The sequence below is a fragment of the Sphingomonas parva (ex Maeng et al. 2020) genome, from assembly GCF_004564275.1.
Lineage (GTDB): Bacteria > Pseudomonadota > Alphaproteobacteria > Sphingomonadales > Sphingomonadaceae > Allosphingosinicella > Allosphingosinicella parva.
In genome coordinates this window covers 21,203-38,468 of sequence record NZ_SPDV01000005.1, presented here as the reverse complement: position 1 = coordinate 38,468, position 17,266 = coordinate 21,203, and the positions used below count along the sequence as shown (strand labels likewise).

The following is a 17,266-nucleotide window of genomic DNA, read 5'->3' as shown; positions in this document are numbered from 1 at the left end:
TGCTGAATTGAAGGACGTGACCGAGGGCGGTCGGCCGCGAAGCGGCGGCCGATCGTGAGCGCCGCCGCTGCAACGGAAAAGGCCGGCGGCATTGCTGCCGCCGGCCTTCCCTTCCTCCCCGGAAAGCGGGCTTAGAACTCGTTCCAGTCGTCCACCGCACTGGCGAGGTTCGACTGGAGGGCGAGGGCGGTGTTGCCGCGGACGGCCGGTCGGGCCGCAGCCTTCGCCGGTCGGGCCGGCGCCGGCGCGGCGGCCGCGGCCGCCGTCGAGCCGGTGTCGAACCGGCCGACCAGTCGGGCGAGGCCGGTCGCCTCGTCGGTCAGGCTGCGGGCGGCGGCGTTGCTCTGCTCGACCATCGCCGCATTCTGCTGGGTCACCTTGTCCATCTCGGTGATGGCGGTGTTGACCTGCGACAGAGCCGAGCTCTGCTGGTCGGCGGCCATCGCGATCTGCGACACCAGGCCGCTGATCTCGTCGACCGAGCCGATGATCCGCTCGAGCGCCTTGCCGGCCTCGCCGACCAGGGCGACGCCGCCCTCGACCTGCTTGGACGAGTTGGAGATCAGCTGGCCGATCTCCTGCGCCGCGTCGGCGGAACGCTGGGCAAGCGCCCGGACCTCGTTGGCGACGACCGCGAAGGCGCGGCCCGCCTCGCCGGCATGCGCCGCCTCGACCGAGGCGTTGAGGGCCAGCAGGTTGGTCTGGAACGCGATCTTGTCGATCACCTCGATGATCTTGGTGATCTCCTGGCTCGACGTCTCGATCTCGGCCATCGCCCGGACGGCATCGGACACGGTCTTGCTGCTCGCCTGGGCGTCGGCCTGCGTCGCCTGGACCAGCTTGTTCGCCTCGTTCGCGCCGACCGCGCTGTTCTGCACGGTCGTCGTGATCTGCGTCATCGCGGCAGCGGTCTCCTCGAGCGAGGCGGCCTGCTGCTCGGTCCGGCGCGAGAGATCGTCGGACGCCTGGCTGATCTCGCCCGAGCCGCCGTGGATGTTGGCGGTCGAGCGGGCGATCGTCTCCATGGCGCCGCGGAGCTCGTCGACGGCCGCGTTGAAATCCTCCTCGAGCTTCCGGTAATCGCCCGGGAAATCGTGCAGGCTGACGGTCAGGTCGCCTTGCGAGAGCTGGCCGAGCGCCTGGCCGAGGTCGGCGACCACCCGCTGCTGCGCGGCATCGGCACGCGCCTTCTCGGCCGCCGCCTCCTCCTGCGCCACGGCGGCGTCACGGAAGACGAGCACGGCCTTGGCCATTCCGCCGATCTCGTCCTTGCGGGCGACGCCATCCACCTCGACGCGGTTGTTTCCGCCGGCGAGGCTGACCATCGTCTCCTGCAGTCGGGCGATCGGGCCGGTGATGCCGAAGCGGCTGACCAGCCAGCCGATCGCCAGAGCGCCGATGATGCCGAGGATCGACACGACCAGATTGACCCAGGCGGTCGAATTGACGCCCGCCGCAAGCTCCGCCGACTGCTTGTCGGCTTCGGCAACGGCCTCGGCGTTGATCTTGATGAGGTCGTCCTCCAGCTCGGCGAGCAGATCCTTGTTCGCGCGCAGGATGCCAGTCGCTCCTGCGATGTCGCCACGATCGACGCTGGTCATCGCATTCCGGGCGGCGCCGTCGATCTGCACGAGATCGTCGGTCATCTCGTCCAGCCGCTCGGCGAGTTCCGGTCGGAGCTCGCGAACCTCGGCGACGATCTTGCGGGCGCTGGCGAAGTCCTCCGCCTCGTCGGAACGGTTGGCCTGCAGGCGCGCGGTGTCGCCGGCGAAGGTGACGGCGCGGAAGCCCGACGCGGAAATGTCGGTGGTCAGCCGGTGAAAGCGCACCAGCTTGACCGTGCTGCCCATGCGCTTGTGGACCAGATCCGTGTATCTGTCATCGGTCTGATGAAGCACGGAGTTCGAATAGACCGCGATGCCGAGGCACAGCGCCCCGAGCATGGCGAGCAAGGCAAGCACCTTGGTCGAAATCTTGTAGTTCTGAAGAAACGTCATCTCTTCCTGCCTCCGGCCTGGACGGATCCGCGGGCGAGTCCCGCAGGATCGGCACCGGATCGCTCCTTCGCGCGGCGGGCGCCCATCGCCACGCCGCGCGCCACGAGACGCGATCCACTGCTTCACCCTGTTTCTAGGACGAAACAACGGCGGGGATGCAGCATGGCGATGGTTTTTCGCTGAACAGGGGCGCTCTCATGCTTCGAAAACATTTACGTAAGTACAACTACTTATGCTTGTAGAGCGTCGGGTTTTGTTTGAAATGCATTTAGTTTCCGCCGCAACGACTTGCTGCCGCGGCCGCCTCTATAAACCGACGAGGCCGCTCCGATCGGGTGCGGCGGGGAGGTGCGCACGCGCACCGCAGAGACGGGGATAGTGGGTGAGCAATTTTGTACGCGTGACCGGGGCCGCCGCGGCTCTGGCATTCGCCGCGCCGCTGTGCGCACAGGAGGCCGAAGAGGCGTCGGGGTGGATCCAGATCGAAGGCCTGTACAAGGGCGATGCGGTCGCCGTGGTCAGCGGCGGTCTCGATCGTGGTGCCCGCCTGCTCGGCAATGGCGAGCTGACGGCGGAAGCCGATCTCGCCCGCTTCGGCTGGACCGGCGCGCATGCGAAGCTCCATCTGCTGAGCGTCCACGGCGGTGATCCGAACAACCTTGCCGGTACGATGCAGGGCATCGACAATATCGAGGCGGCGCCCGACCGCACCAAGGTGTACGAGATCTGGCTGGAGCAGAGCTTCGCCGGGGACCGCGCCGCGCTGCTCGTCGGAATGGCCGATCTCAACGCCGATTTCTACCAGAACGACGCGGCCGGGCTGCTGATCGCGCCGGCCTTCGGCATCGGCTCCGAGCTTGCCTCGACCGGCCCGAACGGCCCCTCGATCTTCCCCTCCACGGCGCTCGCGGCGCGGCTGCGCGTCAGCCCGTCGGAGAACAGCTACGTGAAGGCGGCGCTGTTCAACGCCAAGGCCGGCGTGCTCGGAGATCGCGGCGGCGTGGACCTGAAGATGCGCGACGGCGCGCTCGCCATCGCCGAGGCGGGGATCGCGGCGGACGGCAAGCTCGCGCTCGGCTATTGGCGCTATACGGAGCGCCAGCCCGACATCCGGCTGGTGGATGCCGCCGGCGATCCGCGCCGCGACGTCGCGCAGGGCGTCTATCTGCTCGCCGAGAAGCGGCTCGCCGGAAGCGGGGAGGCGGGACGGCAGGTCAATGGCTTCGTCCGCCTCGGCCTGTCGGACGGAGACACCACGCCGTACCGCGCCGGTTGGCAGGCCGGAATCCTGGTCGACGGCGTCTTCGCCGGCCGCGAGGGCACCCAGCTCTCCTTCGGCGTCAACCAGGCCTATCTGTCGCGCAAGTACCGGCTCAACGGCCGCGACGCGGGGACGCCGTGGGGCCATGCCGAAACCGGCTTCGAGCTGACCTACTCGCATCCGCTGAGCCCCTATCTGACGGTGCAGCCCGACGTGCAGTACATCCTCAATCCGTCGGCCGATCCGAGCATTCGGGATGCGGTGATCGTCGGCGCGCGGTTCACCGTGACCGTGCCGGGTAGCTGAACCGGCAGGATATCCACCTGCAGGTACACGGCAAGGCCGTCGGCAGCGATGCCGACGGCCTTGGCCTTTGGGTCTTGCGCGGCCCACGGACGGATCGTTTTGAACGAAACCCGGACATGTCCTGTGCTACCGACACCGTCCCCAGGTGCGGATTGACATCCAGTGATGTTCATGATATGTTCTCAACTCCGGCAATCCCGGGGCCTGCGCCATCGCGGCAGATGCCGTTCTTTCCAGGCCAGGCGTCAGCAACAACCCGGAGCGGCCGGCCGGCGAGGCCGTTCGACCCAAGCCGACCGGTCGGGCGCGTTGCTGCGCTGCACAAGAAAATGGTCGGTCCGACCGTAAACAACGGTCGATTTACGGTGGTGCGCTGCAGCAGAAGTGGCGGGGGCGGATGCTATCGCAAACGCAATTGCCGAGCGGCCAGGTGGATGCAGCAATCGCGGGAAACATCGCGGTCCAGCCGCGCCATTCCACCATATCTTTGCACCGTATCTACAATGAGGCTCCGGCGGGGCGCCGCCGAGGCGCCAGGATCGGCGTCCGGCCGCGGCCTGGCTGATGCCGCGGCCACGAAAAAGGCCGGCGGCATCGCTGCCGCCGGCCTTGCTGAAGCCGAGGATCTCGGCGTCAGAATTCGTTCCAGTCGTCCACCGCTGCGGCGAGGCTGGACTGGAGAGCGAGAGCGTTGTTGCCCCGCGCCCGCGGCGCCGGCTGGCGCTTCGGCCGCGCGCCGGCGGTCGGGACCCCGGCGGGGGCGCCGGTGTTGAACCGTCCGACCAGCCGGGCGAGGCCGGTCGCCTCGTCGGTCAGGCTGCGGGCGGCGGCGTTGCTCTCCTCGACCATCGCCGCATTCTGCTGCGTCACCTTGTCCATCTCGGTGATGGCGGTGTTGACCTGGGCGAGCGCAGCCGACTGCTGGTCGGCCGCCAACGCGATCTGCGACACCAGGCCGCTGATCTCGTCGACCGAGCCGATGATCCGGCCGAGCGCCTTGCCGGCCTCGCCGACCAGCGCCACGCCGCCGTCCACCTGCTTCGACGAGTTGGAGATCAGCGCGCCGATCTCCTGCGCCGCGTCGGCGGAACGCTGGGCGAGCGCACGGACCTCGTTGGCGACGACGGCGAAGGCACGGCCCGCCTCGCCGGCCTGCGCCGCCTCGACCGAGGCGTTCAGCGCCAGCAGGTTCGTCTGGAACGCGATCTTGTCGATCACCTTGATGATCTTGGTGATCTCCTGCGAGCTCTTCTCGATATCGGCCATCGCGGCGACCGCGTCGGAGACGGTCTTGCTGCTCGCCTGGGCGTCGGCCTGGGTCGCCTGGACCAGCTTGTTCGCCTCGTTCGCACCGACGGCGCTGTTCTGCACCGTCGTCGTGATCTGTGTCATCGCCGCAGCGGTTTCCTCGAGGCTCGCCGCCTGCTGCTCGGTCCGGCGCGACAGATCGTCGGACGCCTGGCTGATCTCGCCCGAGCCGCCGTGGATGTTGGCGGTCGAGCGCGCGATCGTCTCCAGCGCGTCGCGCAGCTCACTCACCGCGGCGTTGAAGTCCTGCTCGAGCTTGCGATAGTCGCCAGGGAAATCGGCGAGGCTGACGGTGAGGTCGCCTTCCGCAAGCCGGCCGAGCGCCTGGCCCAGATCGGCGACGACCTGCTGCTGGGCGGCGTCGGCCTCGGCCTTTTCCGCGGCCGACCTTTGCTGCGTGATCGCGCCTTCGCGGAAGACCTGCACGGCCTTGGCCATCGCCCCGATCTCGTCGCCGCGGTCGGTGGAGGGCACCGCGACGCTGGTGTCGCCGCCGGCAAGCCGCTTCATCACCTCGATCATGCTGGCGATCGGGCTGGTGATCATCCTGGCGAGGGCGACATTGGCGAGGGCGGCGATCGCCACGGATCCGATCGTGCCGACGATCAGCATGATGATCGTCATGCGATAGGCGTCTTCCTGCTCCGCGGTGCGAATGTCGATGCGGCCTTGCGAGGCTTCGAGCAGCTCGTCGCCGAGCGACTCGATCTCCGCGGTATCCGCCAGCTTGCGGACCTCGGCGGCGGCCTGGCCTCGGGTCGCCGGATTGGTGGCGAGCGCCACCAGACGATCGGCGCGCGCGCCGAACGCCTCGCTCGCCTCCAGCAGCTTGCCGGCACGCTCCTTCTGGGAGTCGACCGTCGTGGTGGACTGGAAGGTGCGGACTCGCTCCTCCAGAAGCTGGCGCTTCTCGCGATATTCGGCGGCATAGGCTTCGTCGCCGGTCGCCACCAGGCCCTGCAGTGCACCCTGCTCATGCGCCGCCGCGGTCATCGCCTCCTGAGCCATGATCTTCAGCTTGTTGGCGCGGATGTTGGAGGTGCTCGCGTCGGAGATCGCCGTCGCGCTCGAGTAGACGAAGAAGTTGCAAATCAACGACGTCAGGATCACGGCGGCGAAGCCGAGCATCAGCTTTCGCGAGACGGCAAGGTTCTGAACTTTCACGGGATCTTCCAGGCTAGAGGTCAGTCGGTTTCATTATAGGATCGGTTAATTCACCCTGCGCTGCAGAGCGCTCGCTGCGGCCATTACGGGGTGACGAAAAAGGCCGGCGGCATCGCTGCCGCCGGCCTTCCGGTTCCTGCCCTGTCGGGCTTAGAACTCGTTCCAGTCGTCCGACGCCGTCTCCGCCTTGAGGGCGGTGTTGCCGACGGTGCGCGGCTTGCGGCGCGCCGGAGCCGGCGCGGCGGCCGCGCGCGGGGCCGGGATCTGAACGATACGATCATCGGCCTTGCCGGTGTCGAAGCGTCCGACCAGTCGGGCGAGGCCGTTCGCCTCGTCCGAGAGGCTGCGTGCGGCGGCGGTGCTTTCCTCGACCATCGCGGCGTTCTGCTGGGTCACCTTGTCCATCTCGGTGATGGCGGTGTTGACCTGGGCGAGCGCAGCCGACTGCTGGTCGGCGGCCATCGCGATCTGCGACACCAGGCCGCTGACCTCGTCGACCGAGCCGATGATCCGCCCGAGCGCCTTGCCCGCCTCGCCGACCAGGGCGACGCCGCCCTCGACCTGCTTCGAGGAGTTGGAGATCAAAGTGCCGATCTCCTGCGCCGCGTCGGCGGACCGCTGGGCGAGCGCCCGGACCTCGTTGGCGACGACCGCGAAGGCACGTCCCGCCTCGCCCGCATGCGCCGCCTCGACCGAGGCGTTGAGCGCCAGCAGGTTCGTCTGGAACGCGATCTTGTCGATCACCTCGATGATCTTGGTGATCTCCTGGCTCGACTTCTCGATCTCGGCCATCGCCTCGACCGCGTCGGCCACGACCTTGCTGCTCTCCTGCGCATCGGCCTGGGTGGCGAGCACGAGCCTGTTGGCCTCGTTCGCGCCGACCGCGCTGTTCTGCACCGTCGTCGTGATCTGCGTCATCGCCGCGGCAGTCTCTTCCAGAGAAGCGGCCTGCTGCTCCGTGCGGCGCGACAGATCGTCGGACGCCTGGCTGATCTCCCCCGAGCCGCCGTGGATGTTGGCGGTCGAGCGGGCGATCGTCTCCATCGCGCCCTGCAGTTCGCGGACGGCGGCGTTGAAGTCGGTCTTCAGCTTCTCGAACTCGGGCGGGAAGGCGACATCGAGATGATAGGTGAGGTCACCGCCGGCCAGCGCCGACAGCCCGTCGGCCAGTGCGGTGGTGACGCGCTCCTGCACCGCAGCCGCCTCGGCGGCACGGACGCGCTCCTTCTCGACCACCGAGGTGCGGAAGGCGTCGACCGCGCGGGAGATGTCGCCGATCTCGTCCTTCTGCTCGGTGTTGGGCACGGTCGCATCCGGATTCTTCGCGAGGCCGTGGATCGTCTCGCCGAGCGACTTGATCGGCGCCGCGACCTTGCGGGCGACGACGAAGAAGGAGACGGCGATCGCGCCGAAGGCGGCAACCGCGAGGGCGAGCATCAGCCAGAGCAGCGTGCCGGCGAATTCCTTGGCGGCGCTCGCCTCCTTCTGGGCATTGTCGATGTTGATCTGGGTGAGCTTGCCGATCGCCGAGGTGATCGGGGTGACCGCGGCGGCCGTCTCCGATTCCCAGCCGTTCAGCTCGTCCATGCTGCCCCGCTCGAGGATCGCCTCGAACGTGTCGAGGTCCTTCTTCGCATTGGCGAGGGCGGCCTCGGCTTCCTTGGCGACGACCGCCTCCTCACCGTCCATGCGGCTCTGGAGATACTCCTTGAACGCCGCCTTGCCGCGGATCCGGCTCTCGTGGACCGTGCGGATGCCCTCGGCGAAGCTGATGTCCTCGTTGCGGACCTTGTGCCCGACCTCGACGACGCCGAGACTGTACGCGTCCTGGGTGACCTTGAGCTGGTCGAGGGGCAGGACCCGCGCGGCGATCATGTCGTCGAAGCTCGCGTCGGCGGACTGCACGGAATAGAAGGCGATGCCGCAGATCGCGACGATCGCGGCGGCGAGACCAGTCAGGCATGCGATCAGTTTCTGGCGAAGGGTCATGCGAACGTTTTCCTGTTCTCATCGATTTCGGACAACAACCGGCGTCTCCTGAGGCCCACCCCGAGAAGCATGTGAAATCGCCGACCCCACTCGGGACTGCACATTAAGACGGTACTGGAGCCTTATAGGAGCGCGACGGGATCCATTCCGTCGGCAGGCAGTAAATATCCCGTAATTTCAGTGGGTACCGTAATCGGTACGGTATTGCTCGGCGGCGATCCTGGGCAGCGCTTGGCTCTGCGCAGCCAGCTCCTGGCGGAAGGATCGGGCGCGCTCAGCGCGCGCGGCGCGCCAGCCGCATCACGAAGCTGATGATCTCCGCGACCGCCGCATAATGCTCGGCCGGGATCGGGTGGTCGATCTCGACCGAGGCGTAGAGGGCGCGGGCAAGCGGCACGTTCTCGACGATCGGCACCTTCGCCTCGGTGGCGATCGCACGGATCTTGAGCGCGATCGCGTCGACCCCCTTCGCCACCACCACGGGAGCAGCCATGTCGCCATGATCGTATTTCAGCGCGACGGCATAATGGGTCGGGTTGGTGACGATCACGCTCGCGGTGGGAACGGCCGCCATCATCCGGCGGCGTGAACGCTGCAGCGCGATCTGGCGGATCTTGCCCTTGATCTTCGGATCGCCCTCGCTCTGCTTGTGCTCGTCCTTCACTTCCTGGAACGTCATGCGCATGCGCTGCAGGAACGAGCGGCGCTGCCAGACGAAGTCGAACAGGGCGATGACCGCGACCAGGAAGGCGATCGTCTTCACCAGCGCGAAGCTGAGCTCCGCCGCGGTCGAGACGATCCGCTCCGGGCCGGATCCGACCAGCTGGTCGAGCGCGACCGCCTTGGGCCACAGGATCACCCAGGCGACGATCCCGACGGCGCCGAGCTTGGCGAGCGACTTGGCGAACTCGACGAGGGCATGAACGCCGAACATGCGGCCGAGCCCCGCGGCCGGATTGAGCTTGGACCATTTGAAGGAGATGCGCGACCAGGCGATCGTCGGACGGCCCTGCGTCAGCCCGCCGAGCAGCGCTGCCGCGACCAGCAGCGCGAAGACCGGGCCGACGGCCCAGCCGAAATCGATCAACAGGCCGGAGAAGAGGTTCTGCGCGCCTTCGGGCTCGAGGCGCAGGTCGTCGGCGCCGCCCCACATGCGCTTGCACATCGTCATCACGGCCGAGAGGCCGGTGGCGCCGAGCCCGCCGAGGATCGCGACCCCGCCGAGGACCATCGCCGCGTGGCGCATCTCCGGCGCCATCGCGACGTCGCCGCGCGCGCGGGCGTCGTCCAGCTTCTTCTGGGTCGGATCGTGTGTTCTTTGATCCTTGTCGGCGTCGTCGGCCATCGATCAGCCCCAGGCCGCGCGCATGAAGGACGCCATGGTTTCGGCGAACGTCGAGAGGACGACGCCGAGCACCGTCGCGAACAGCGCCACGCCGAGCAGCAGGTTCAGCGGCTGGGCGATGAAGAAGATCTGGATCGACGGCGCGACGCGGGCGGCGAGGCCCAAAGCGACGTTGAACAGGATGCCGTAGACGATCAGCGGTGCGGCGAGGCTGAGCGCAAGGCGCGTCGCGTCGGTCGTGACCTGCACCGCCAGGCGGGCGAAATCCTCGGCCGGCGGCAGGCCGCCGACCGGGAAGGTGCCGTAGGACTGCACGATCGAGCCGATCCACATGTGATGGACGTTAAGGCTCATGCAGACGACCGCCGCGGCGACGGCGACGAAGCGCGAGAGGAGCGGCGACATGCCGCCCATCGCCGGATCGGCGACCAGCACCGAGGACAGGCCGACCTGAAGGCTGACGATCGAGCCCGCCATCGTCGCGGCGCTGAACATGATCTTGACCATCAGGCCCATCGCGAGACCGACCATCACCTCGGCGACGATGATCGCGGGAAGGGCGGCATCGAGTTGCGCCGCGGCCGAAACCTTGGGCGCGATGATCGGCCACATGCCGGCCGAGAGGCCGAAGGCGATCAGCAGCCGCACCCGCGGCGGCACCGCTTCTTCCGAGAAGACGGGAAGCAGCATCAGCACCGCGCCGACGCGGGCGAACAGGATGAGGAAGGCCGTCGCTTCGGCCGGGAAATTCTGCATCGGCTCAGCCGGAGATGATCCGCGCCGAAAGGACGGCCATGAAGTTGGAAAGCGCCTGGCCGATCATCGGCATCGACGCCAGCATGACCAGCCCGGTGACGAGCAGCTTCGGCACGAAGGTCAGGGTCGCTTCCTGGACCTGGGTGAGGGCCTGGAAGAGACCGATCGCGACGCCGACGATCAGGGACGCGATCAGCATAGGGCCGGAGACGGTCAGCACCAGGATCAGTGCCGCCTTGCCGAGCTCCATGGCATCGAGCGCGTTCATCGGTCAAATCTGCATGCGCATGATGTCGGTGTAGGCGCCGACCACGCGATCGCGGACGGCGACTACGGTGTCGAGCGCCATCTCGGCCGCACCGATCGCGGTGACGACGTCGATCAGATCGCCCTTGCCGGCAACCTGCTTGGCGCTGGCGGTTTCCGCCGCACGCATCGAGCCCGCGGCATCGGTGATCATGGTCTCGACCATGCTGCCGAAGCCGCCGGCGCTCGCGCCCGCCTCTTCACTGCCGCCGAGGCCGCCGAGGCCGGTGCCGGCGGCCTTGCCGCCGCTGAGGACACGGCCATAGGCCGAGGTCGCGTCAAGCGCTCCGATGGACATGATGCTTGTTCCTTATTTCAGAAGATCGATGGTGCGCATCGTCAGGCCCTTGGCGGCCTCGATCGCGCTGAGATTGGCTTCGTAGGCGCGCTGCGCGGCCTTCATGTCCGCACTCTCGACCAGGCTGTTGACGTTGGGCTTGAGCACGTAACCGGCGGCGTCGGCGGCCGGATTGCCCGGCTGGTAGACGCGCTGGAAGGCGCTCTGATCGGCCTCGATGCCGCGGACGCGGACGCCCTCGGCGCCGGTAGCGCGATCGACCTCGGACTCGAAGCTGGCGACCTTGCGGCGATAGGGCTGGCCGCCCGGGGTGGTCGCGACGCTGTCGGCATTGGCAAGGTTCTCGGCGATCACCCGCATGCGCAGCGACTGGGCGCGCAAGCCGGAAGCCGAGACCTCGACGCTGTTCTTCAAATCCATTGACGTCTCCTGGCGGGGAGGCGCTTGGCGGCCTCCCATCACCTTATAGGCAAGATTTTCCTAGCGACGTCGGATCCGCGAAAAATCAGATAGGCAAATTTTTCCTACCTGGACCGGAAGGGCCGCGACTCCTCTCCTACAATATGGGCAAAGGAGAATGACGCCATGTCCGCTGTCGAGGGTATCAAGGTCGAGCTCGAGTTCGTGCTGGGATCGGCCAAGCTGCCCATCCGCCAGATCCTGAAGATGAGCCGCGGCGCGATGATCCCGCTCGGCCAGAGCCACGAGGATCCCACCCGCGTCTACGTGAACAACCAGCTCGTCGCCAAAGGCAAGGTGATCGTCGACGGCGACCAGATGTCGCTCGAGATCACCGAGGTCGTGAAGAAGAAGGCCCGCTGAGATGGATCTGCTTTCCTTCCTCCGGACGATCGCGGCGCTCGGCACTGTCCTTGGCCTGCTCGTCGGCGCGCTCTGGGCGGTCCGCCGCTACAACATCGTGCTGCCCGGCCAGGCCGGGCCGCGGACCGCCAGGCGCCTGGCGCTGGTCGAGAAGGTCGGCATCGACGGCAAGCGCGCCGTCGTCCTGATCCGCCGCGACGACCGCGAGCATCTGATCATGATCGCTCCCGAGGGCCAGACGGTGATCGAGACCGGCATCGTATACCAAGCGCAGGAAGGCGAGGGCGAGGCCGTCACGGCCGACGCGCCGGCGGCGAAGGTTCAGCAGGATTTCGCGACGCTCGTCGATCTCGTCGGCACCGCGGGTCGGAAGGCCAGGGAGGCCCTCGCCAAGCGCCGCGAGGCCGCTTCGCCGGTGGACGAAGCGCTGGGCGTCACCCGCGCACCGAAGCCGCAGCCGAGCTTCGCCACCCTGGTCGAGAAGGTCGGCGCGAAAGCCCAGACCAGGCTTGCCAAGGCGGCGCGGCCCGCTGCAGCCGAGGCCGTGGCGCCGCCGCCGCCGGCGAAACCGAAGCGTCCCGCCGTGCGCCTCAAGGTCACCGCACCCGACGGCCGCACCGTCGTCGAACCCATCTCCGCCGCCGTCCGCACGCCTGCGGCCCAGGCCGCCTGAACCCGAGACCAGATCCATGCGAAAGTTCCTGAGAGTGGCGGCGTTCGCCGCCGCGCTGGCCGCTCCTGCCGCGCTCTATGCGCAATCGGCGACGGTGAGCCTGGGGGAGGGCGGAAGCGTCTCCGGCCGCGCCATCCAGCTCGTGCTGATGCTGACCGTGCTGAGCCTCGCGCCCGGCATTCTGATGACGGTCACCTCCTTCACCCGGATCGTGGTGGCGCTCTCGCTGCTGCGCACCGGCCTCGGCGCGCCCGGCGTGCCCCCGAACCCGGTGATCATCAGCCTCGCGCTGTTCCTGTCCTTCTTCGTCATGGCGCCGACCATGGAGGTGGCCTGGAAGAACGGCGTCACGCCCTATAACGAGGGGCGGATCAACGAGACCCAGGCGTTCGAGCGGACGTCGGCGCCGTTCAAGCAGTTCATGCTGAAGCACGTTCGCGACGACGACGTGCAGCTGTTCATCGATCTCTCCGGAAAGCCGGTGGCGAAGCGGGCCGATCTCCCGCTCACCACCCTGATGCCGGCGTTCATGATCTCCGAGCTGCGCCGCGCCTTCGAGATCGGCTTCATGCTCCTGCTCCCGTTCCTGATCATCGACCTCGCGGTCGCGGCCGTGCTGATGGCGATGGGCATGATGATGCTTCCGCCGACCAGCATTTCGTTGCCGATGAAAATCATCTTCTTCGTCCTCGTCGACGGCTGGGCGCTCGTCGCCGGATCGCTGGTCAAGAGCTTCGCCGGCGGGGGCTGAGCCCCCTTCCAAAGCGCAGTCCGGGAAAAGCCGGAGCGGTCCCGCCGCTCCGGCTTTTCTGCGTCGTGAGAAGCGTGTCGGCCGCGGCGAGGCGGGCCGGATCACTGGCTCTCGCGCGAGGTCAGCCACTGCGAGAGCGTGTCGAACGGGATCGTCTCGTGAAAGGCGACGCCGATCTCCTCGTCCCGGCTCCAGCGGACCACCGCCTTCAGCGATCCGAGACCGGTGACGCTGAGCGACACCATCGATCCGGGCTCCACGGAGGAGCGGACGCGCAGCTTGGCGCCGCCCTGCGAGAGATCGATCATCGAGGCGCCGAGCATGCGGGTGCCGGCATGGACCAGCACCGGCTGGTTTACCTGGACCCGCGGAAGCCGCGCGACCTGCGCCTCGCCGCCGATCGGCGTCGTCGACAGCAGGTCCTCGACATTCTCCAGTTTGTGGAACTGCATGCCGGCGAACGGCGGGGAGGACCAGACGATGGTTCCTTCGACGCTGCGGCCGTTGCGCAGCTCGATCCGGATCTCCTCGCCGACGACGAGCGGGAAGGGGGTGTTCACCTTCAGGCCGTTCGTCGAAAGGTTGCGGACGCGGCAGAGCTGGTCGCCCCGGGCGCTGATCAGGCGAGCGACCAGCATGACCGTGGCGACCCGCGCCTCGCGACGGGCGTGCTGGCGCCGGTCGTCCGACGGCTCATCCGCGGGGGGCGTCAGGTTCAGCATCAGACCGGCGTCGCCTGGGTGATGGCCGCGCGGCGGATGACACCCTTGCCGAGCGACTCCTCGGCAGCGTCCATCACCACTTTCCGGAACACGCCGAGATCCGCCAGCATGCCGTCCGGTCCGGCTGCCATCGGTGTCTTGTAGGTGCGCATGTTGATCGCGTTGAGCAGCAACGGCAGGCGCGTCTGCACCATCTCGGCGCTGTCCGCCTCCACCTCGAGCTCGAGGTTGAACGAGACGTAACCGGACAGCCGCCCGTCTGCGAAGACGAGCGGGGCGAGCACCTTCCCGGCCGGAACAAAGGCGGCCTCGCCGGAAGGTTCGGCCGGCGCGGGCGGCCCGAGCAGCATCGAGGTGCCCCAGGCGGCGCCGCCGCCGACGCCGAGACCAATGATCGAGACCGAGAGCAGGAGGAGGAACTTGCGCATCGCCGGATCCTAGAATTGGAAGTTGACGTCGCGCGGCAGGGCCGGCGCTTCGGCGAGGACGACGATCGTGATCCGTCGGTTCTCCGGCCGGTCGGGTTGATCCGCGTAGATCGGCTGAGAGCCGGCGAGCGCGACGACTTCGGAGAAGCGGTCGGGGGTCAGACCGGCGGCGATCATCGCCGCGCGGGCCGCCTGGGCCCGATCGCCGGACAGGCGCCAATTGGCGTCGCTCTGGCCGCCGACCGCGTCGGTATGGCCTTCGATCGCGATGCGCGATCCGGATTTCACCAGCTTGCGGGCGATGCTGGTCAGCATGTTGCGCGCATAATCGTTGAGCACGGCGGTGCCGCCCCTGAACATGGGCCGCTGGGCGGTGTCGGTGAGATTGATGCGCAGGCCTTCGCGGCTGGCCTGCATCTTCAGGTTTTCCATCAGCTCGCGGCTCTGCGGAATCGCCTCGAGCGCGATGCGCATCTCGGCGGCGACGACCCGCATCGACGAATCCGGCACGTCCGACGTTCCGCCGCGCGCCGTGCCGGACGTCGCCGGCTGCGGCGTCGGCTGGCCGGCGGTCTCGGGAGAATCGGCCTGGGCGCGGCTGGCGCGCCCGCCGAGTCCCGCCGCCTCGCCGGTCGACCCGGTGGCATGCGGTTCCTCCGGCGTGAAATATTCGGCCAGACCCTTCAGCTTTTCCTTGTCGGGCGTGGAGATCAGCCAGAGCAGCATGAAGAAGGCCATCATCGCCGTCACGAAGTCGGCATAAGCGACCTTCCACGCACCACCGTGGTGTCCTTCTCCGCCCTTCTTCTTCACCTTGCGGATGACGATCGTGGGCTCGTTGCGGCGGCTGGCCATGGCGCGTCTCAGGCCGCGGACTTGAGGGCCGCGCGCAGGCGATCCTGGACGCAGGACAGCCGCACCGCGTCGACCGCGGAGTGCGGCGAGGAGCCGCTCGACAGGCGCTCGAGCATGTCGGCGCTCTCGTCGGCGCGCTGGATCGCGAGGTCGAACGCCTGCAGCTGATCGACATTGGCGAGCGCGAAATCCTCGTCGGAGACGATCACTTCGGCGATCTGCTCGATCAGCCTGCGCACGTCGCGGATTTCCTCGGCCAGAGCGGCCTTCAGGATCCGCAGGTGCTCAATGTCTTCAACCTTCATCACGAGCTCCTCAGGCAAGGCGGCCTGGCGCATCAAAACAGTTCGAGTTCCCCGCCAACCTCGGCGGCGGGGATCTTCACGGGGACGGTCGGAACACTGTCCTGGACGAAGGTGCAGCGCGCCTTTCCCTCCCAGGGCAGGAACTCCACCTTGCGGGCGCGGCGCCCGCCGACGTCGGAATGGCGCACCGAAATTCCTTCGACTTCGAGGAAGCGCTGCGCGAACGCCGCGTTGCTGTGGCCGATCGTTCCGAGCCCGCTCACCACGTTGGCACCGCCATAAAGCTGCGCCGTCATGCGGGAGCGGATCGCGCCCTTCTTCATCATCTCGTTGATCAGCAATTCCATCGCGTGGACGCCGTAGCATTGCATGTCCGCGTCGCTGAGGACGCGGTCGCCGGACGGTTCCGCAAGCAGGAAGTGATTCATGCCGCCCACGCGGGCGACACGATCCTGCAGGCAGACGGCGATGCACGAGCCGAGCAGGGTCGTGATCATCACATCCGGCTCGGCGATCACCTTGTATTCGCCCTGCACGATGGGAAAGCGTTTCATGACGTCAGGTGAGCTCGCCGAAGACGCGCTCGATCTTCTCCTTGAGCGCGGCGGGGGCGAACGGCTTGACCACGTAATTGTTGACGCCGAGGGCGGCCGCCTTCTGGACGATCTCCTTGTCGGCCGAGCCGGTCAGCATGATGAAGACCGTCTTGCCGATGACCGGATCCTGGCGGACCTGCTCCAGGAACTGGAGACCGTCCATGTCCGGCATGTTGTAATCCGAGATGATCAGGTGGACGCGGTCGCTGCGCACCGCGGCGAGCGCCTCGACCGGCCCTGCCTTGTCGCGGACATCCTTGAATCCGAGATCCTGCAATGCCCGCCGGATCATCGCGCGCATGCTGGCCTGATCGTCGACCACCATAACCTTAATTGCTGACGCTGCTGGCATTTTACTCCAACCTTACTTTCGACAGGCCGCGAGGATCGCCTCGGGCATGGCTGACAGACTCAATTCGCGCTCGACGGCGCCTTTCTCGAAGGCGGCCCTCGGCATTCCGTAGACGACGCAAGTCGCTTCGTTCTGGCCCAGCGTGCGGGCGCCTGCGTGGCGCATCGCGAGCAGACCGGCAGCGCCGTCGCTTCCCATCCCGGTGAGGATGACTCCCACTGCCGCCGGCCCCAGTTTGGCGACGGAATGGAACAGCACGTCCACCGACGGGCGATGCCCGGCGACCGGATCGGACCGGCGGAGCCTTATCCTGCGCTCCGACGCTCCGATCACCTCCATGTGGCTCTCGCCCCCAGGAGCAATATAGACGGTCCCACGCTCCACCGGCATGCCGTCGCGCGCCTCGACCACGTTAATTTGGCACTCGCGGTTCAGCCTTGCGGCGAAGCCGCCGGTGAACGCCGCCGGCATGTGCTGGACGACGAGCACCGGGGGGGCATCGACCGGGAGCGCGGCGATCACGGTGAACAGCGCTTCGACCCCGCCGGTCGAGGAGCCGATCGCAACGACCATGTCGCGCTGGAAGCTGGCCCCCGTCGCGGCCGCACGCGCCGGCGGCGCGGTGAGCGGACGCACGGTCGAGCGCGCCGCGGTCTTGATCGTCGAGCAGAGCAGCTCGGCATTCTGCGCCATCTCCTGCGCGTTGCCGCTCGGCTTCTGGATGCAGTCGACGGCGCCGAGACGAAGCGCTTCGATCGTGGCGTCGGCGCCGCGGGCGGTGAGCGTCGAACACATCACCACCGGCATTGGCCGGAGGCGCATGATCTTCTCGAGGAACGAGAGCCCGTCCATGCCGGGCATCTCGATGTCGAGAGTGATGACGTCTGGGTTCAGCTCCTTGATCATCTGGCGCGCAGCGTGGGGCTCGGGCGCATGCCCGATCACCTCGATGTCGGGATCGCGGCTGATGATCCGGTCGAGCGCCGCCCGCATCGACGGGCTGTCGTCGACGATGAGCACGCGGATCGCCAT

19 protein-coding genes are annotated in these 17,266 nt (G+C 67.7%); 4 read left to right on the top strand and 15 right to left on the bottom strand.

The features are described from left to right. Positions 1-131: 131 nt before the first annotated feature. A complete protein-coding gene (locus E2493_RS03835; protein WP_135083905.1) occupies positions 132-1,997 on the bottom strand; it encodes a methyl-accepting chemotaxis protein in 1,866 nt (621 codons plus the stop codon). Between the two features lie 382 nt (positions 1,998-2,379). On the opposite strand from E2493_RS03835, the gene E2493_RS03830 reads away from it, so the two are divergent. Continuing rightward, positions 2,380-3,564 carry a carbohydrate porin gene (locus tag E2493_RS03830; RefSeq protein WP_225421129.1) on the top strand — a complete coding sequence of 395 codons (1,185 nt, stop codon included), beginning with the start codon at positions 2,380-2,382 and terminating at the stop codon, positions 3,562-3,564. 633 nt (positions 3,565-4,197) lie between these two features. Here E2493_RS03830 and E2493_RS03825 read toward each other — a convergent pair. The 7 genes from E2493_RS03825 to flgC form a co-directional block, all read right to left on the bottom strand. Further along, positions 4,198-6,036 (bottom strand): methyl-accepting chemotaxis protein, encoded by a 1,839-nt coding sequence (locus E2493_RS03825; RefSeq protein ID WP_135083903.1) that lies wholly within the window; start codon positions 6,034-6,036, stop codon positions 4,198-4,200. Positions 6,037-6,186: 150 nt separating this feature from the next. Continuing rightward, complete coding sequence (locus E2493_RS03820) at positions 6,187-8,025, bottom strand: methyl-accepting chemotaxis protein (RefSeq protein ID WP_135083901.1); 1,839 nt, start codon at positions 8,023-8,025, stop codon at positions 6,187-6,189. Between the two features lie 274 nt (positions 8,026-8,299). Then, positions 8,300-9,370 (bottom strand): flagellar biosynthesis protein FlhB, encoded by a 1,071-nt coding sequence (gene flhB / locus E2493_RS03815; protein ID WP_135083899.1) that lies wholly within the window; start codon positions 9,368-9,370, stop codon positions 8,300-8,302. A 3-nt stretch (positions 9,371-9,373) separates the two neighbouring features. Then, on the bottom strand, positions 9,374-10,126 hold the full coding sequence (gene fliR / locus E2493_RS03810; RefSeq protein ID WP_135083897.1) for a flagellar biosynthetic protein FliR: 753 nt from the start codon (positions 10,124-10,126) through the stop codon (positions 9,374-9,376). Between the two features lie 4 nt (positions 10,127-10,130). Then, on the bottom strand, positions 10,131-10,394 hold the full coding sequence (locus E2493_RS03805) for a flagellar biosynthetic protein FliQ (protein WP_135083895.1): 264 nt from the start codon (positions 10,392-10,394) through the stop codon (positions 10,131-10,133). Positions 10,395-10,397: 3 nt separating this feature from the next. Beyond that, a complete protein-coding gene (locus tag E2493_RS03800) occupies positions 10,398-10,730 on the bottom strand; it encodes a flagellar hook-basal body complex protein FliE (protein ID WP_135083893.1) in 333 nt (110 codons plus the stop codon). A gap of 12 nt (positions 10,731-10,742) precedes the next feature. After that, positions 10,743-11,150, bottom strand: a complete 408-nt coding sequence (gene flgC, locus E2493_RS03795; RefSeq protein WP_135083891.1) for a flagellar basal body rod protein FlgC — start codon at positions 11,148-11,150, stop codon at positions 10,743-10,745. Between the two features lie 165 nt (positions 11,151-11,315). On the opposite strand from flgC, the gene E2493_RS03790 reads away from it, so the two are divergent. From E2493_RS03790 to fliP, 3 genes are read left to right on the top strand one after another with little or no spacing between them, the layout of a single operon-like run. Beyond that, positions 11,316-11,552: a FliM/FliN family flagellar motor switch protein gene (locus E2493_RS03790; RefSeq protein ID WP_135083889.1), complete on the top strand. Its 237-nt coding sequence runs from the start codon at positions 11,316-11,318 to the stop codon at positions 11,550-11,552. Between the two features lies 1 nt (position 11,553). After that, complete coding sequence (locus E2493_RS03785) at positions 11,554-12,225, top strand: flagellar biosynthetic protein FliO (protein WP_135083887.1); 672 nt, start codon at positions 11,554-11,556, stop codon at positions 12,223-12,225. 16 nt (positions 12,226-12,241) lie between these two features. Further along, a complete protein-coding gene (fliP, locus tag E2493_RS03780) occupies positions 12,242-12,976 on the top strand; it encodes a flagellar type III secretion system pore protein FliP (protein ID WP_135083885.1) in 735 nt (244 codons plus the stop codon). A gap of 101 nt (positions 12,977-13,077) precedes the next feature. On the opposite strand, the gene E2493_RS03775 is transcribed toward fliP, so the two are convergent. The 7 genes from E2493_RS03775 to E2493_RS03745 are packed head-to-tail and all read right to left on the bottom strand — an operon-like array spanning position 13,078 to position 17,266. After that, entirely contained in the window at positions 13,078-13,698 is a 621-nt protein-coding gene (locus tag E2493_RS03775) for a PilZ domain-containing protein (RefSeq protein ID WP_135083883.1), read from the bottom strand. Further along, positions 13,698-14,126: a hypothetical protein gene (locus tag E2493_RS03770; protein ID WP_135083881.1), complete on the bottom strand. Its 429-nt coding sequence runs from the start codon at positions 14,124-14,126 to the stop codon at positions 13,698-13,700. The genes E2493_RS03775 and E2493_RS03770 overlap by 1 nt, the downstream gene beginning before the upstream one ends. Before the next feature lie 9 nt (positions 14,127-14,135). Continuing rightward, a complete protein-coding gene (locus E2493_RS03765) occupies positions 14,136-14,981 on the bottom strand; it encodes a flagellar motor protein MotB (RefSeq protein WP_135083879.1) in 846 nt (281 codons plus the stop codon). Positions 14,982-14,989: 8 nt separating this feature from the next. Continuing rightward, the gene (locus E2493_RS03760) at positions 14,990-15,286 is read right to left on the bottom strand and encodes a hypothetical protein (protein WP_135083877.1); all 297 of its coding nucleotides are present in this window, start codon (positions 15,284-15,286) and stop codon (positions 14,990-14,992) included. A 32-nt stretch (positions 15,287-15,318) separates the two neighbouring features. Next, complete coding sequence (locus E2493_RS03755) at positions 15,319-15,840, bottom strand: chemotaxis protein CheD (protein ID WP_135083875.1); 522 nt, start codon at positions 15,838-15,840, stop codon at positions 15,319-15,321. A gap of 4 nt (positions 15,841-15,844) precedes the next feature. Further along, positions 15,845-16,234: a response regulator gene (locus tag E2493_RS03750; protein WP_191992959.1), complete on the bottom strand. Its 390-nt coding sequence runs from the start codon at positions 16,232-16,234 to the stop codon at positions 15,845-15,847. Between the two features lie 12 nt (positions 16,235-16,246). Then, a complete protein-coding gene (locus tag E2493_RS03745) occupies positions 16,247-17,266 on the bottom strand; it encodes a protein-glutamate methylesterase/protein-glutamine glutaminase (protein ID WP_135083870.1) in 1,020 nt (339 codons plus the stop codon).

Excerpts from the sequence above, each read along its gene's own strand:
- E2493_RS03835 (WP_135083905.1), bottom strand. The coding sequence starts at position 1,997 with ATGACGTTTCTTCAGAACTACAAGATTTCGACCAAGGTGCTTGCCTTG.
- E2493_RS03820 (WP_135083901.1), bottom strand. The coding sequence starts at position 8,025 with ATGACCCTTCGCCAGAAACTGATCGCATGCCTGACTGGTCTCGCCGCC.
- flhB (WP_135083899.1), bottom strand. The coding sequence starts at position 9,370 with ATGGCCGACGACGCCGACAAGGATCAAAGAACACACGATCCGACCCAG.
- fliR (WP_135083897.1), bottom strand. The coding sequence starts at position 10,126 with ATGCAGAATTTCCCGGCCGAAGCGACGGCCTTCCTCATCCTGTTCGCC.
- E2493_RS03805 (WP_135083895.1), bottom strand. The coding sequence starts at position 10,394 with ATGAACGCGCTCGATGCCATGGAGCTCGGCAAGGCGGCACTGATCCTG.
- E2493_RS03800 (WP_135083893.1), bottom strand. The coding sequence starts at position 10,730 with ATGTCCATCGGAGCGCTTGACGCGACCTCGGCCTATGGCCGTGTCCTC.
- flgC (WP_135083891.1), bottom strand. The coding sequence starts at position 11,150 with ATGGATTTGAAGAACAGCGTCGAGGTCTCGGCTTCCGGCTTGCGCGCC.
- E2493_RS03790 (WP_135083889.1), top strand. The coding sequence starts at position 11,316 with ATGTCCGCTGTCGAGGGTATCAAGGTCGAGCTCGAGTTCGTGCTGGGA.
- E2493_RS03785 (WP_135083887.1), top strand. The coding sequence starts at position 11,554 with ATGGATCTGCTTTCCTTCCTCCGGACGATCGCGGCGCTCGGCACTGTC.
- fliP (WP_135083885.1), top strand. The coding sequence starts at position 12,242 with ATGCGAAAGTTCCTGAGAGTGGCGGCGTTCGCCGCCGCGCTGGCCGCT.
- E2493_RS03775 (WP_135083883.1), bottom strand. The coding sequence starts at position 13,698 with ATGCTGAACCTGACGCCCCCCGCGGATGAGCCGTCGGACGACCGGCGC.
- E2493_RS03770 (WP_135083881.1), bottom strand. The coding sequence starts at position 14,126 with ATGCGCAAGTTCCTCCTCCTGCTCTCGGTCTCGATCATTGGTCTCGGC.
- E2493_RS03765 (WP_135083879.1), bottom strand. The coding sequence starts at position 14,981 with ATGGCCAGCCGCCGCAACGAGCCCACGATCGTCATCCGCAAGGTGAAG.
- E2493_RS03760 (WP_135083877.1), bottom strand. The coding sequence starts at position 15,286 with ATGAAGGTTGAAGACATTGAGCACCTGCGGATCCTGAAGGCCGCTCTG.
- E2493_RS03755 (WP_135083875.1), bottom strand. The coding sequence starts at position 15,840 with ATGAAACGCTTTCCCATCGTGCAGGGCGAATACAAGGTGATCGCCGAG.
- E2493_RS03750 (WP_191992959.1), bottom strand. The coding sequence starts at position 16,234 with ATGCCAGCAGCGTCAGCAATTAAGGTTATGGTGGTCGACGATCAGGCC.
- E2493_RS03745 (WP_135083870.1), bottom strand. The coding sequence starts at position 17,266 with ATGGCGATCCGCGTGCTCATCGTCGACGACAGCCCGTCGATGCGGGCG.